We start from the raw sequence: 14,855 nt of genomic DNA, 5'->3' as shown, positions 1-14,855 counted from the left end.
CGCCGCTTTGGCAATGTCATTCGGACCGCCGAAATCCACGCGCACTTCATCGCGCGGCTATTGTCTATCAAATATGTTGAGTTAATTTCGGCGGTGTCGGGACGTGTACCGAGTCGACCGGCCAGTTCCTCTGCGGAGATAGACAATGGCCATGAATAGCAACACCTTGAAACGATCGGAGAGCCCGGTCATCCTTACTGTTCCGGGGCTTGGCAACAGCGGCCCGGGCCATTGGCAGACCGATTGGGACGCGCGTCTCCCCGGCTGCCGCCGCGTCGATCTGGGCTTGTGGGAAGACCCGCACCGCAACACCTGGGTCAACAAGCTTAACCTCGCCGTGCAGCGAGCCGAAGGCCCGGTGGTGCTCGTCGCGCACAGCCTCGGCTGCCTCGCGGTGGCGTGGTGGGCGGAATACGAGCAGCCCGGCGGTCCCGTGTCGGGTGGCAAAGTCATCGGCGCCCTGCTGGTCGCCCCGCCCGATGTGGAGGACCGCCCGATCGACCGGCGCCTCACCCGCTTCGCACCGGTCCCGGCCGGTGCGCTGCCGTTCCCCTCGATCCTCGTCGCCAGCCGCAACGATCCCTACCTGACCATGGCGCAGGCCCGCGGCCTTGCCCGCCGCTGGGGCGCGCGCCTCGCTGATGCGGGGGAGGCAGGGCATATCAACGCCGCCTCGGGCCTTGGTGACTGGACCTTCGGCCGCCTTCTGCTCAACACCCTGCTGCCCGAGCCGCTTCCCGTGGCGCAGGACATGCCGCGCGCCCAGCCAGCCGCGCGCGAGGAATTCGATCCGGCGCTAGTCTGGCAGCGCGCCTGACCGGATCCCGGGCCTGCCGCCCTCCTCGGGCCCGGCACAAGGAGCGGCGCGGTCGACCCGCAATCCCATCGACCGCGCCGCTTCATCACCTGCTTGCCAGGCAAACCCTGCCGTTGCCGGGTCCTCCCAGCGCGCTGCATCCATCGCTGCACCGCCGAGTGCGCGCCAGGTGCCATCTTGCGGAAACTGCGCCAGATCGCGGGCCGCCCGCCACACGGCCAGCGCGGCGACATGGTCTTCCAGCGCCCTGTCGCGGTTCGCCCAGTCGATCCACGTTAGCGCGTTGTCCTGCGCATAGGCGTTGTTGTTGCCCTGCTGGCTGCGGCCGAACTCGTCGCCTGCCGTCAGCATGATCGTGCCTGTCGAGACGAACAGCGTGCCCAGCATCGCCCGCGCCAGCGCTGTGCGGCGGGCGAGCACGGCAGGGTCCAGCGACGGCCCCTCAACCCCGTTGTTCCAGCTGAAGTTCTCGCCATGCCCGTCGCGGTTGTCCTCGCCGTTCGCATGGTTGTGGCGCTCGGCATAGGCCAGCGTGTCGGCCAGCGTGAACCCGTCATGCGCCGCCAGAAAGCTCACGGCGCGGCAGTCCTTCCCGAACACATCGGAAGACCCCGCAATCCGCGTCGCCAAGGTGCCGACACCGCAATCCCCCCGCCAGAACCGCCGCACATCGTCGCGGTAGCGGTCGTTCCATTCGAGCCAGTTGGCGGGAAACCGGCCGAGCTGATAGCCGCCGGGGCCAATATCCCATGGCTCGGCAATCATGACCCGGTCGGCCAGCCAGGGATCGGCGGCCATCTCCGAAAAGATCGGTGCATCCGCCGCAAAGCCCGGCCCGCGCGCCATGACGGTGGCGAGATCAAAGCGGAAGCCGTCCCCCCCGCAGTGGCGCACGAAATGGCGCAAGGCCTCGATCACCAGCCCCCGGACCGCCGGCTGCGCGAAATCGAGCGTATTGCCGCAGCCGGTATCGTTGATCAGGCTGCCATCGGGTGCGTGGGCATAGGCTGCGTTGTCGAGCCCGCGAAACGACAGCACAGGGCCCAGCACATCGCTCTCGCCGGTGTGGTTGAACACCAGATCGAGGATTACGCCGATCCCGCGGGCGTGGAGCGCCGCCACCGTCTGACGTAGTTCGGCCACGCCCCCCGGGCACAGCCGCGGATCGAGCGCCATCGGTACGACCGGATTGTAGCCCCAGGCGTTGCGCAGCCCCAGCGGCGGGAGATGCCGCTCGTCGATCCACGCCGTGATCGGCATGAGCTCCACTGCGCTGACATGCAGCTTCTCAAGATGCGCGAGCACCGCCGGATGCGCCAGCGCCGCCACTGTCCCGCGCTGCGGCTCGGGCACTTCCGGGTGCAGCATGGTCAGGCCGCGCACGTTCACTTCATAGATGAGCCCGCCGCGCCGGAACACCGGCGGGCGCAGGGGCACATCGGGCAGCGCGCCTGGCATCACCGCACGCGGCATCAGCGGTGCGGTATCCACCCCATATTCCGAAAGCGCCGGACTGTACTGAAACGGCCGGTCCAGTTCGACCGCGCGCGGATCGACCAGCAGCTTGGCGGGATCGAACCACAGCCCCCTCTCAGGCGCCCATTCCCCCTGGGCGCGCAGGCCATAGCGGGTGCCCGGGGGAGGGGCCTCCACGACCCAGTCCTCCCCCCGCCGTGCCATGGCCACGCGGGTTTCGGCCTCGCCGTCGAACCGGCAGAGCATGACCGCCTCGGCGCGCGGCGCGCGCACCGAAAGCAGCGTCATGTAATCACGTCTGGCGCCGTCCGCCCGGTCCGCGCGGCAATCCCGGCAATTGCCTCTGCCGCCGCGATCAGATCACCCAGCATCGCATCGGTATCGGCATCGAGCACGCCGCCCGCCGCCTCGTAGCGCTCCAGATAGAGCCGCAGGGTCGCGCCTTCGGTGCCCGTGCCCGAGAGCCTGAGCACGATGCGCGAGCCGCCCTCGAACAGCACGCGCAGGCCCTGATTGGCGCTGAACGAGCCATCGACCGGATCGGTATAGGCAAAGCTGTCCGCCGCGGCGACCGTGAGCGGCCCGAACGCCTTGCCCGGCAGCGCGGGGAAGGACGCTTCCAGCGCCGCCATCAGCGCTTCGGCCACGTCCTTGGGCAGCGCTTCGTAGTCGTGCCGCGCGTAGTAATTCCGTCCATAAGTCGCCCAGTGTGCCCGCGCGATTGCTTCCACGCTCTCCCCTCGCGCGGCGAGGATATTGAGCCAGAGCAGCACTGCCCAGACCCCATCCTTCTCGCGCACATGGTCCGAACCGGTCCCGGCGCTTTCCTCGCCGCAGATCGTTGCCTTTCCGGCATCCAGCAGCGTGCCGAAGAACTTCCACCCCGTCGGCGTTTCGAACGCCGGAATGCCCAGCGCCTCCGCCACACGGTCCGCCGCCGCGCTGGTCGGCATCGAGCGCGCGATCCCGGCCAGCCCCCCGGCGTAGCCCGGCGCAAGGTGCGCATTGGCCGCCAGCATCGCGAGGCTGTCGGACGGGGTGATGAAAATGCCCTTGCCTACGATCAGGTTGCGGTCGCCATCCCCGTCCGAAGCTGCCCCGAACGCGGGAGCATCGGGCGAGAACATCAGGTCGAACAGCACCTTGGCGTGAACCCGGTTGGGGTCTGGATGGTGCCCGCCAAAGTCTTCCAGCGGCACACCGTTGTGCACTGTGCCGGGGCGGAACCCCAGCCGCTTTTCCAGCACTTCGGTCGCATAGGGCCCGGTGACCGCATGCATCGCATCGAAGGCCATGGTCAGGCCGTTCGCCGCCGCCGTGCGGATTGCCGGGAAATCGAACAGCGTTTCCATCAGGTCTGCCCAGTCGGCGACGCTATCGATCACCTCGACCGTCATACCCGCCACGCCTTGCGTGCCCAGCGCATCGAGATCGACGTCCGGCGCGTCCACCGTCAGCCAGCGGTCGATCACCTTGGTCCGGGCAAAGATCGCGTCCGTAATCGCCTCGGGCGCGGGGCCGCCGTTGGCGATGTTGTACTTGATGCCAAAGTCCTCGTCCGGCCCGCCGGGGTTGTGGCTGGCAGACAGGATCAGCCCGCCGCTCGCGCCGTACTTGCGGATCACATGGCTGGCGGCCGGGGTCGAAAGGATGCCGCCTTGCCCGACAAGAACCCGGCCATAGCCGTTGGCCGCGGCAATGCGGATCGCGGCCTGGATCACCGTGCGGTTGTGGTAGCGCCCGTCGCCGCCGATAACCAATGTGGCACCCGCCTCGGGAGAGACTGCATCGAACACCGATTGAATGAAGTTCTCGGCGTAGTTGGCTTGCGCAAACACCCGCACCTTCTTGCGCAGGCCCGAAGTGCCCGGCTTCTGGTCGGTGAACGGCGTGGTCGGGATTGTCTGGATCATGGTGTTTCCACTAGGCTCGCGTAAAGCTCTGCATAGGCCTGACCGCTGCGTTCCCACGCAAAATCGGCTTTCATTCCGGCGCGCTGCAAGCCGCGCCAAGTCTCGGTCTGGTGAAATAGCTGCACCGTGCGGGTCAAGGCGTCAGCCAAGGTCTGATAGCGCACGCTGTCGAACTGCACCCCCGTCGCCGCACCTGCGTTGCGTGCGGCAAGGTTTGCGTCGATCACCGTATCAGCGAGGCCTCCGGTGCAGCTGACCACAGGAACGCAGCCATAGGCAAGGCCGTAGAGCTGTGTGAGGCCACACGGTTCGAACCGGCTTGGCACAAGGATCGCATCACCGCCGCCCAGCATGCGATGCGAAAGCGCCTCGTCATAGCCGATGCGCACCGCGATCCGGCCGGGATGGCGGGCCGCCGCCGCGTGAAATCCGCTTTCCAGCGCCGCATCGCCCGAACCCAGCAGCGCCAGCCGTCCGCCGATGCCGACAAGATGGTCAGCCGCTTCGAGCAGCACGTCCATGCCCTTTTGCCAGGTCAGCCGGCTGATCACCACGAACAGCGGGCCATTCCCAGGCTGCAGGCCAAATTCGGCCTCGAGCGCAAGCGTGTTGGCCGCGCGCCGCGCCAGTGTCCGGGCGGTATAGGTCGCGGGAAGCGCCGGGTCGCTCGCCGGGTTCCAGACCGTCGGATCGATGCCGTTGACGATGCCCGAAACTTCCGCCTCGCGCCCGCGGATGAGGCCCTCCAGCCCCATACCGAAGCCGGGCTCGCGGATCTCGCGCGCGTAAGTCGGACTCACCGTGGTGATCGCGTTCGCTGCGGCAAGCCCTGCCTTCAGGAAGCTCACCCCGCCGTGATACTCCACCCCGTCGATGGCAAAAGCATAAGGTGGCAGCTCCAGCCCGGCGAAAATGTCTGCGCCATAGTGGCCCTGGAAGGCCATGTTGTGGATCGTGATGACCGAGGGCGGGGTCGCGCCAGCCGGGGCAAAGCGCATATAGGCCAGCGTCATCGCCGCCTGCCAGTCGTGCGCATGGACGAGATCGAACGCGATGCCCTTGACCGCGCCCGCCGCCACATCCGCCGCTGCGCGGCCAAAGGCGGCAAAGCGCCGCCAGTTGTCCCGCCAGTCACGCCCCGTGGCATCGCCATAAGGCCCGCCCTCGCGCGCGAAGAGCCCCGGCGCATCGAGCACCAGCAGCGCGTGGCCGCCGATCTTGCCGGCCAGAAGCCGTGCCGGTTCGCCCAGCAGGCTGTCCCACTTGTGCAGCGCCTTGGGCCGCTTGGAAAGCGCTGCGAGCACTGCCGGATAGCCCGGCAGCATTGTCGTCAGCACTGCCCCATGCGGCGCCAGCGCCTCCGGCAGCGCGCCGACCACGTCGGCAAGCCCGCCGGTCTTGACCAGCGGCACCGCCTCCGAAGCGACGGAGAGGACGTTCAGGGTCATGACTGGCCCACCCGCAACCCCTCACACAAGCGGCAGGCGAGATTGAAGCGCAGGTCCCTCCAGTTCCCCTCCCGCATGCGGGAGGGGTTAGGGGTGGGCAGCAGCAGGCGCGCTTTTGTCATTTCAGCCGCTCGATCATGGCCTTGTTGATCAGGCACACCCCGTTCTCGGTGCGGCGGAAGCGCTTGGCGTCGAGGATCGGGTCCTCGCCGACCACGAGCCCTTCGGGAATGCGCACTCCTGAATCAAGGATCACGCGGGAAAGCCGCGCGCCGCGCCCGATGTTGCAATAGGGCAGGATCACGCCCTCATCGACGCTGGAGAACGAGCCCATCTTCACGCCGGTGAAGAGCAGGCTGCGCTTGGCCAGCGCGCCCGAAACGATGCAGTCCTGCGAGATCAGCGAGGAAATCGCCATGCCGCGCCGCCCGTCCTGATCGTGAACGAACTTGGCCGGCGCCGCCACGACCTGGTCGGTCCAGATCGGCCAATCCCGGTCGTACATGTTGAGCTTGGGGACCACGTCGGTCAGGTCGAGGTTCGCTTCGAAGTAGGCGTCCACGGTGCCGACATCGCGCCAGTACTCGCCGATTTCCTCGGCTGCGCGGATGCAGCTGTCGGTGAAGCGGTGCGCCACCGCCTTGCCGTTCTGGACGATGTAGGGGATGATGTCCTTGCCGAAATCGCGGCTCGATTCCGGGTCGGCGGCATCGCGGCGCAGCTGTTCGAACAGGAACTTCGTGTCGAACACGTAGATACCCATCGAGGCGAGCGAGTTGGCCGGATCGCCGGGGATCGATGGCGGATTTTCGGGCTTCTCGACGAAGTCGGTAATCACGCTGTTCGCATCGACCGCCATGACGCCGAAACCCTTGGCCTCTTCGCATGGCACAACCAGACAGCCGATCGTCACGTCGGCGCCCGTCGCGACATGCTGTTGCAGCATGCGCTCGTAGTCCATCTTGTAAATGTGATCGCCCGCGAGGATGACCATGTACTTGGGCGCATGGCTCGCGATGATGTCTATGTTCTGATAGACCGCGTCGGCGGTGCCCTCGTACCACATCGCTTCCGAAATGCGCTGCGAGGCGGGGAGGATGTCAAAGCTCTCGTTGCGCTCGGGCCGCATGAAGTTCCACGCGCGCTGCATGTGGCGGATCAGCGAGTGCGCCTTGTACTGCGTCGCCACGCCGATGCGGCGGATGCCCGAATTGATCGCGTTCGACAGTGCGAAATCGATGATCCGGCTGACCCCGCCGAAATAGACCGCGGGCTTGGCCCGGTTGTCGGTGAGCTCCGCCAGGCGGCTGCCGCGCCCGCCTGCAAGAACATAGGCCATGGCATCACGCGCCAGCGGTTGTCCGTAGGTATCCCTCATTGCCACACTCCCCCTCTGCATTGGCCACTGTTGCCTGGCCCGTTATTGTCGCTACGCTTTCCCGTTACCCTTCAAATACGAGCATCATCGTGGCGAGCGGCGGCAGCACGACCATGGCAGCGCCGTGCTGCGCCGTCACCGCGCCCAGGTTGCCCTGGCCCGATCCGCCATAGATCGCCGCATCGCTGTTGAGCGCCTCGCGCCATGTTCCGTCGCAGGGCATGGGCAGGCGGTAATGCCCGTGCAGCGTCGGCGTCATGTTGCTGACGACCACCACCGGCGGCGCACCCGGCGCCTTGCGAACCCAGGCGAAGACCGAGGCAAGCGCATCGTCGACGACCAGCCAATCGAAACCCTCGCCCTCGCAATCGCGCGCGTGGAGCGCTGGAAGGGTGCGGTAGGCCGCGTTGAGGTCCTTGACCCAGCGCTGCACTCCGGCATGCTCGGGCAGATCAAGCTGTTCCCAGTCGAGCCCGCGCGCCTCGCTCCATTCGCGCCCTTGCGCAAACTCCTGACCCATGAACAGCAGCTTCTTGCCGGGATAACCCCACATCAGGCCGTAGTAGGCGCGCAGGTTGGCAAACTTCTGCCAGGCATCGGTGCCGCTCATCTTGCCGAGCAGCGAGCCCTTGCCGTGGACCACTTCATCGTGGCTCAGCGGCAGCACGAAGTTCTCGCTGAAGGCATACATCAGCCCAAAGGTGATCTCGTCGTGATGGTGGCGCCGGTGGACGGGATCGCGCGCCATGTAGGCGAGCGTATCGTGCATGAAGCCCATGTTCCACTTGAAGCCGAAGCCCAGCCCCCCACGCGGCGGGCCGGAAGCATCGGTCGGTTGGGTCACGCCCGGCCAGCTCGTCGATTCCTCCGCCACCGTGATGAAGCCGGCGTGGCTTGCATAGACCGCACGGTTCATCGCCTGGAGAAACTCGACCGCTTCCCAGTTCTCGCGCCCGCCTTCTGCATTGGGGATCCATTCGTCGGCCTTGCGCGAATAATCGCGGTAGAGCATCGAGGCCACCGCATCGACGCGCAGGCCATCCACGTGATAGCGCTCGGCCCAGAACAGCGCGTTGTTGACTAGGAACGAAAGCACCTCGCGCCGCCCGAAATTGTAGATCGCGGTCTGCCAATCGGGATGGAAGCCGAGGCGCGGATCGGCGTGCTCGTAGAGCTCCGTGCCGTCGAACCGGGCAAGGCCATGCGCATCGACCGGGAAGTGCGCCGGCACCCAGTCGATCAGCACGCAGATCCCGGCCCGGTGCGCGCCGTCGATAAAGCGCGCGAAGCCCTCCGGCTCCCCGAAGCGCGCAGAAGGCGCAAAGAGGCCGGTGGTCTGGTAGCCCCAGCTCGGATCGTAGGGATGCTCGGAAACCGGCAGGAACTCGATATGGGTGAAGCCCATGTCCACTGCATAGGGGATCAGCCGATCCGCCAACTCGTCCCATGAATAGAATTCGCGGCCATCCCCCGGCTTCTGCCAAGAACCCGGATGCACTTCGTAGATCGAAATCGGTACTCGCCGCGGGTCCGCCGCGGCCCAATGCGCGCGGTGCGCGTCATCACCCCATTCGTGCGCATCGGGCGCGCCAATCACGCTCGCCGTTGCGGGCCGCAGCTCTGAACGGAACGCGAAGGGATCGGCCTTGAGCGGCTGCACCGCACCTCCCGGGCCAACAATGCGGTACTTGTAAGCGCGCCCTGCCTCGATATCCGGCACGAACACTTCCCACACACCGATATCCGCGCGCCGGCGCATCGGGTGACGCCGGCCGTCCCAATCGTTGAAATCGCCAACCACTGAAACGAGCTCGGCATTGGGCGCCCAGACCGCGAAATGCACGCCTGCCGCGCCTTCATGCGAAATGACATGCGCGCCCAGCTTGTCGAACAGGCGGAGATGGGTGCCTTCATTGATCAGGAAATCGTCCAGCGGCCCCATCACCGGCCCGAACGAATAGGCATCGGTCTGCCACCATTCGTGCGGCCCTGCCGTGCAGCGATACTTCACCGGCTGGCGCGGCCCGTTGACCACGCCTTCGAACAGCCCGCGATCATCGATCCGCGTCAGCGTGCCCAGCGCCTCGCCGCCCAGCGAATGCGCTTCGGCCGTCTCCGCCCCCGGCAGCACCGCGCGGGCAAATGCGCCGCCCGGCCCTTCATGAATGCCCAGCAGCGCGAAAGGATCGGCATGGGTCCCGTTCAGCAGGGCTTCGAGCGCGGCGGGGGAGGGCTTCATGAGACTGCACCAACTCCCCAGATATCGCGGGCATACTCCCCGATCGTCCTGTCGGAGGAGAACCAGCCGACATTGGCGATGTTGCGGATCGCCTTCTCGCGCCAACCGGCCTGGTCTTCCCAGAGCCGGTCCACCCGGCGCTGCGCCGCGTGATAGGCATCGAAATCGGCGGCGACCATGAACCAGTCATGATCATAAATCCCGCCCATGAGCCCGGCATAGCGCGTCGGGTCGTCGGGGGAGAACACCCCCGTCGCGATGGCCGAGACAGCTTGCTGCAATTCGCGGCTCGCCTCGATAACAGCGCGCGGATTGTAGCCCCCGGCACGCTTTTCGGCGACTTCGTCTGCGGTCAGGCCGAAGATCACGATATTCTCGTCTCCGACATGGTCCTTGATCTCGATATTGGCGCCATCGAGCGTACCGATGGTGAGCGCGCCATTGAGCGCAAACTTCATGTTGCCGGTGCCCGAGGCTTCCATCCCCGCTGTGCTGATCTGCTCCGAAAGGTCCGCCGCCGGAATGATCCGCTCGGCCTTCGAAACGTTGTAATCGGGCATGAACACCACCTTCAGCAGCCCGCCCACCGAAGGATCGGCATTCACCCGCCGCGCGATGTCACTCGCGAGTTTGATGATCAGCTTGGCGTTGTGATAGCTTGAAGCCGCTTTGCCACCGAAAATCTTCACCCGCGGCACCCAGTCGCGCTCGGGATGGCTGCGAATCTGATCGTAGAGCGCCACGGTCTCGATCAGATTGAGCAGCTGCCGCTTGTATTCGTGGATGCGCTTGATCTGCACGTCGAACAGCGCATCGGGATCGAGCCGCAGCCCCATGGTCTGGCGCACATAACTGGCGAGCGCCACCTTGTTGGCCCGCTTTACTTCGGCGATCCGCTCGCCCAGCGCCGCGTCCCCCGCCAAGGCGTCGAGGTCGGCCAGTTGCGCGGCATCATCGAGAAACGCCGGCCCGATCGCATCGGTGATCACGCTGGTGAGCCCCGGATTGCACTGCTGGAGCCAGCGCCGGGGCGTCACGCCGTTGGTCTTGTTGTTGATCCGGGTGGGATAGAGCCCATGGAGGTCGGCAAAGACCGTCGATTTCATCAGCTCGGTGTGCAGCGCCGCCACGCCGTTTACGCTGTGCGCGCCCACGAAGGCCAGGTTCGCCATGCGCACCCGCCGCTCTCCGGCCTCGTCGATCAGACTGATGGCCGAAATCGCGCGGTCATCGAGCCCGCCCTTGCGGGCCTCGCGCAGCACGCGGCTGTTGATCGCGTAGATGATCTGCATGTGCCGGGGGAGCAGCCGCTCGAACAGCGGCAGCGGCCACGATTCCAGTGCCTCGGGCAGCAGGGTGTGGTTGGTATAGCCCACCGTGCGGCGCGTCAGGTCCCAGGCCTCGTTGAAATCGAGCCCATGGACATCGACCAGCAGCCGCATGATTTCCGCCACCGCCACCGCCGGGTGCGTGTCGTTCAGCTGGATCGCCGCCTTGTCGGCAAGGGTGGTGATATCGCCGTGCGTCTGCACGTGGCGGCGCACGATGTCCTGGATCGAGGCGGAGGTGAAGAAATACTCCTGCCGAAGGCGCAGTTCCTGGCCGGCCGGGCTGGAATCGGCCGGATAGAGCACGCGCACCAGCGTTTCGGCCCGCACCTCCTCGGACAGCGCCCCGGCATAGTCGCCCGCATTGAACGCATCGAGGCGAATGGGATCAAGCGCACTCGCGGTCCACAGCCGAAGCGTGTTCACGCGTTTGCCGCGCCAGCCCACCACCGGCGTATCGACCGCCGAGGCCTCGACCTGCTCGGCCGGAACCCATTCGACCCGATCGCCCCGGTCCACCACCTCGCCGCCGAAGCCGACGCGGTAGGCGCTTTCACGCCGGTCGAATTCCCAGGGGTTGCCATGGCTCAGCCAGGTTTCGGGCAGTTCCACCTGCCAGCCATCGTCGAGCCGCTGGCGGAACATGCCGTTCACATAGCGGATGCCATAGCCGTAAGCCGGGATATCGAGGCTGGCGAGGCTCTCCATGAAACACGCGGCCAGACGGCCAAGCCCGCCGTTGCCCAATGCGGCATCGGGCTCGAGATCCTCGATCACCGAGAGATCGAAGCCGTAGGAGCGCAGCGCCTTCTCCATCTCGCGGGTCAGGCCCATGTTGGAGAGCGCATCGCGCAAGAGGCGGCCGATGAGGAATTCAAGGCTGAGGTAATAGACCCGCTTGCCCGAAGCCTCGTAAGTGCGGTGGGTGGATTCCATCCACTGGTCGATCACCTTGTCGCGCAGCGCGAGGACGGTGGCGGTGAACCAGTCGTGCGGGGTGGCGGAATGGACATCCTTGCCCACGCGGTGGCGAAGCACGTCGAGGATATGGGCTTGCATGCCCTCGCTGGTGGCGGCTTCGGGCGCAGCCGCAGCACCCCCAGCTCGCTGGTCATTCTGGTCGAGGCGCACGGATTGTCACTCCCCCATTCCGGACGCTGAAAGGCACGGGCTTCTGCGGCGGCCCTCGCCCTTGCGTCCCGATGCTGTCCGGCCTCCCCCGGGTTCTCGCCTGGCAGACTAGGCGAGGGAAGGCGCCTGCGGCAAGCCATCACATGCGGCCACTGTGGCCTCAGTGGGACAGGTGTCCAATGGAATACGATTGCGGGCCCGCAATCGTCATCGCCGGTCAGTGCCGGTTCAGCGCTTCTTGGCCGCGATCGCCTCGATCTCGATCAGGAAGTAAGGCCCTGCCAGCGCCGCCACCTGAAAGGTCGAACGGGCCACGGTGTTGGGATTGTCGCTGGTCTTGAAGAACTGCTTGAAGCCCTCGTTCGCCCCGGCAAAGTCCATCTTGCCAAGCTTGGGATCGGCGGCGACGAACAGCGTCAGCTTGATGAGGTCGGACATGGCGTAGCCGCGGCTCGCGAGCAGCGCCTTGATCTTGTTCAGCACGCTGATCGTCTGGGTCTTCGTGTCGCCAAGATCGTCGATCGATTTCACATCGGCAAAGGACTTGGTCGGATCAACGGGCGAGGCGAGCTGGCCCGAGAGATAGAACAGGTCGGTCCCGGCCTGCACATCCGCACCATCAAGAATCAGCGCCTGGGGATTGGACTGGATGCGCGTCACCTGCGCGGCCGCGTTCGACATGGGAGCAAGCGCGGCAAGAGCAATCGCGGGCAGAAGCAGCAGGCGCATCGAGGTTTCCTTTTCTCTGGGCGGACCACAGGGGGCGAAGAGGGACAACGCCCGGTTCGGGGCGCCCCCTTTGCATATGCCAAACCGCGCCGCAGCAAAAGCGCGTCTCGGAAAAAGGGACGAGCCTGCGCAGTGCCCATGCCCAATTGTTCAGGACCCGCCATTGCGGCTTGCCCGGCATGTCACTTTGTGTACGCTGCGTTGCACAATTGTTTGACGGCTGTCTGGCTGTGGACACGGCGAGAGTCGAGGTGCGGGCTTGCTGAACTATCGCTTTCTATCCCTGATTGCCGGCGGCGTGTCGCTCGCCGCCGCGCTGGCCTTCGCCGCGCCCGGCGCGGCGCAGGACCGTGGCGGCGCCTCGACTGTAGAGGTCTCCGGCGAGGGCAAGGAGCTTTACGAGCAGATATGCCAGGCCTGCCACATGGCCGATGCCAAAGGCGGGGGGCAGGCCGGCGCGATGATCCCGGCGCTGGCGGGCAATCCGCGTCTGGCGAGCAAAGATTATCCCAGCATAATTCTCCTGAAGGGCCGGGGCGGCATGCCCTGGTTCACCGACATGCTTACGCGTCCGCAGATCGCTGCGGTGATCAATTATGTTCGCGGCCATTTCAACGATTACCACGACGAGGTGACCGTGGCCGATCTCGACCGGATCAGCACGGCCAACCCGCCCGTTCCTGATTGCAACTGCGGCCACTAGGCCGCGCCTCGAAGACCGTTGCTCGCAGGGACCGCGCTATTCCGCCCGGACCTGCTGTGAAAGGGCTACAATGACCGACCCGGTATTGCCGCAAACCCGCCGCGATCTTCTCACCATGATCGGCAAGGTGGGCGGCGGCGCCGCGCTTTATCAGGCGATGACGGTGATGGGCCACGCGGCGGAATCGCAGTTCACCGGCCCGCCGAAGCTATCCGGTGCGAAGCCCGGCGCTTCGGTGCTCATACTCGGCGCCGGCCTTGCCGGCATGCTTGCGGCCCATGAGCTGACCAAGGCCGGCTACAAGGTCCAGATCCTCGAGTTCCAGAACCGCGCGGGCGGGCGCAACATGACCCTGCGCGGCGGCGACACCGTCAACGAACTCGGCTCGGTTCAGACAGTCGGCTTCGCGCCGGGCAACTACCTGAACCCCGGTCCCTGGCGCATCCCCCACCACCACCGCACCGTGCTGCATTATTGCAAGGAACTGGGGGTTCAGCTCGAACCCTATATCCAGAACAACACCAACGCCTTCGTCCACCGCAAGGCGGCCTTCGGCGGCAAGCCGCAGCGCTACCGCGACGTGGTGACCGACTGGAAGGGCCACGTCTCCGAACTTCTCGGCAAGGCGCTCAATGCAGGTGCGCTCGATCAGGCGGTCACGGCCGAAGACAAGGCCAGGCTGCTCGAGGCGATGCGCAGCTGGGGCGTGCTCGACAAGAACATGGCCTACGTGAAAAGCGAGAAGCTCGGCGAACAGCGCGGCTGGGAGCGCCCGCCGGGCGGCGGGGTCAATGGTGCGCCGATCCCCAATGATCCCTTCGGCCTTTCGGACACGCTGGACAGCAAGATCTGGGAAGCGCTGGGTTTCTTCTCCGAACATGTGATGCAGCCTGCGATGTTCCAGCCCAAGGGCGGCATGGACCATATCGGCAAGGCGTTTCAGGCGCGGGTGGGCAAGCTCATCCGCTATGGCACGCGCGTCACCAGGATCGCGCAGGACGAGAATGGCGTGACTGCGAGCTGGACCGACGCAAAGACCGGTCAGGTCGGCGAGACCCATGCGGACTGGATGGTCTGCACCATTCCCGCCACAGTGCTGGGCCAGATCGACATTCAGGTCTCCGATGCCAAGAAGGCCGCCCTAAAAGCGCTGCCCTATGGCAACTCGGTCAAGATCGGCCTCGAAATGAAGCGCCGTTTCTGGGAAACCGAGGACGCGATCTATGGCGGAACTTCGTTCACCGACGCGGCGATCGGGCTCGTCAGCTATCCCAGCCACGGCGCGTTCAGCGATGGCCCCGCCGTGCTGCTGGGCGCCTATCCCTTCGGCCTGGGTGCCTATATTCTAGCCGGGATGACACCCGAAAAGCGCATCCAGGCCGCGCTGGATCAGGGTTCGGTGTTCCATCCCAAGCACTACAAGTCCGAGTTCCTGAACGGCGTTTCGGTCGCATGGAGCCGCATGCCGTGGATCCTCGGCTGCTGCGCCACATGGACCGAGGAAAGCCGCGAGGCGCATTATCAGAATCTCGTCGCGATGGACGGGCGCATCGTCCTCGCGGGCGAGCATTGCTCATACTACGGCTGCTGGCAGGAAGGTGCGCTGCTCTCCTCGCTCGATGCGATTGGGCGGCTGCAACAGCGGGCGAGCGCGGCCTAACTCCGACCAGTTCCGTTCGTCCCGAGCGAAGCC

At 65.9% G+C, this 14,855-nt stretch carries 10 protein-coding genes; 3 read left to right on the top strand and 7 right to left on the bottom strand.

What is annotated here, in order from left to right; all coding sequences use genetic code 11:
- The first annotated feature begins 151 nt into the window (after positions 1–151).
- The gene (locus WCL10_RS05340; protein WP_336894615.1) at positions 152–817 is read left to right on the top strand and encodes an alpha/beta hydrolase; all 666 of its coding nucleotides are present in this window, start codon (positions 152–154) and stop codon (positions 815–817) included.
- On the opposite strand, the gene glgX is transcribed toward WCL10_RS05340, so the two are convergent.
- The 7 genes from glgX to WCL10_RS05305 all read right to left on the bottom strand — a co-directional run bounded on the left by glgX (position 797) and on the right by WCL10_RS05305 (position 12,459).
- On the bottom strand, positions 797–2,581 hold the full coding sequence (gene glgX / locus WCL10_RS05335) for a glycogen debranching protein GlgX (RefSeq protein ID WP_336894589.1): 1,785 nt from the start codon (positions 2,579–2,581) through the stop codon (positions 797–799). The two genes, WCL10_RS05340 and glgX, sit on opposite strands and share 21 nt — an antisense overlap.
- Positions 2,578–4,206 carry an alpha-D-glucose phosphate-specific phosphoglucomutase gene (locus WCL10_RS05330; protein WP_336894588.1) on the bottom strand — a complete coding sequence of 543 codons (1,629 nt, stop codon included), beginning with the start codon at positions 4,204–4,206 and terminating at the stop codon, positions 2,578–2,580. The genes glgX and WCL10_RS05330 overlap by 4 nt, the downstream gene beginning before the upstream one ends.
- A complete protein-coding gene (gene glgA, locus WCL10_RS05325; RefSeq protein WP_336894587.1) occupies positions 4,203–5,654 on the bottom strand; it encodes a glycogen synthase GlgA in 1,452 nt (483 codons plus the stop codon). Before glgA ends, WCL10_RS05330 begins: the two co-directional genes overlap by 4 nt.
- Positions 5,655–5,772: 118 nt before the next feature.
- Complete coding sequence (glgC, locus tag WCL10_RS05320; RefSeq protein ID WP_336894586.1) at positions 5,773–7,032, bottom strand: glucose-1-phosphate adenylyltransferase; 1,260 nt, start codon at positions 7,030–7,032, stop codon at positions 5,773–5,775.
- A gap of 64 nt (positions 7,033–7,096) precedes the next feature.
- The gene (gene glgB / locus WCL10_RS05315; protein WP_336894585.1) at positions 7,097–9,271 is read right to left on the bottom strand and encodes a 1,4-alpha-glucan branching protein GlgB; all 2,175 of its coding nucleotides are present in this window, start codon (positions 9,269–9,271) and stop codon (positions 7,097–7,099) included.
- Complete coding sequence (locus WCL10_RS05310) at positions 9,268–11,658, bottom strand: glycogen/starch/alpha-glucan phosphorylase (protein ID WP_336894614.1); 2,391 nt, start codon at positions 11,656–11,658, stop codon at positions 9,268–9,270. Before WCL10_RS05310 ends, glgB begins: the two co-directional genes overlap by 4 nt.
- 300 nt (positions 11,659–11,958) lie before the next feature.
- Positions 11,959–12,459 carry a Rid family hydrolase gene (locus WCL10_RS05305; protein ID WP_336894584.1) on the bottom strand — a complete coding sequence of 167 codons (501 nt, stop codon included), beginning with the start codon at positions 12,457–12,459 and terminating at the stop codon, positions 11,959–11,961.
- Between the two features lie 259 nt (positions 12,460–12,718).
- Between WCL10_RS05305 and WCL10_RS05300 the strand changes: the two genes are divergently transcribed.
- On the top strand, positions 12,719–13,162 hold the full coding sequence (locus tag WCL10_RS05300; RefSeq protein ID WP_336894583.1) for a cytochrome c: 444 nt from the start codon (positions 12,719–12,721) through the stop codon (positions 13,160–13,162).
- Positions 13,163–13,232: 70 nt separating this feature from the next.
- Entirely contained in the window at positions 13,233–14,822 is a 1,590-nt protein-coding gene (locus tag WCL10_RS05295; RefSeq protein WP_336894582.1) for a flavin monoamine oxidase family protein, read from the top strand.
- Positions 14,823–14,855: the final 33 nt, after the last annotated feature.

Origin of the sequence: Novosphingobium sp. (assembly GCF_037133355.1) — a bacterium.
Lineage (GTDB): Bacteria > Pseudomonadota > Alphaproteobacteria > Sphingomonadales > Sphingomonadaceae > Novosphingobium.
The sequence above is the reverse complement of the archived record's forward strand: the minus strand, read 5'-3'. Positions and strand labels throughout refer to the sequence as shown.

What these genes read in the sequence shown, in the direction of transcription:
- WCL10_RS05340 (WP_336894615.1), top strand. Translation starts at nt 152, where the DNA reads ATGAATAGCAACACCTTGAAACGATCGGAGAGCCCGGTCATCCTTACT.
- glgX (WP_336894589.1), bottom strand. Translation starts at nt 2,581, where the DNA reads ATGACGCTGCTTTCGGTGCGCGCGCCGCGCGCCGAGGCGGTCATGCTC.
- WCL10_RS05330 (WP_336894588.1), bottom strand. Translation starts at nt 4,206, where the DNA reads ATGATCCAGACAATCCCGACCACGCCGTTCACCGACCAGAAGCCGGGC.
- glgA (WP_336894587.1), bottom strand. Translation starts at nt 5,654, where the DNA reads ATGACCCTGAACGTCCTCTCCGTCGCTTCGGAGGCGGTGCCGCTGGTC.
- glgC (WP_336894586.1), bottom strand. Translation starts at nt 7,032, where the DNA reads ATGAGGGATACCTACGGACAACCGCTGGCGCGTGATGCCATGGCCTAT.
- glgB (WP_336894585.1), bottom strand. Translation starts at nt 9,271, where the DNA reads ATGAAGCCCTCCCCCGCCGCGCTCGAAGCCCTGCTGAACGGGACCCAT.
- WCL10_RS05310 (WP_336894614.1), bottom strand. Translation starts at nt 11,658, where the DNA reads ATGCAAGCCCATATCCTCGACGTGCTTCGCCACCGCGTGGGCAAGGAT.
- WCL10_RS05305 (WP_336894584.1), bottom strand. Translation starts at nt 12,459, where the DNA reads ATGCGCCTGCTGCTTCTGCCCGCGATTGCTCTTGCCGCGCTTGCTCCC.
- WCL10_RS05295 (WP_336894582.1), top strand. Translation starts at nt 13,233, where the DNA reads ATGACCGACCCGGTATTGCCGCAAACCCGCCGCGATCTTCTCACCATG.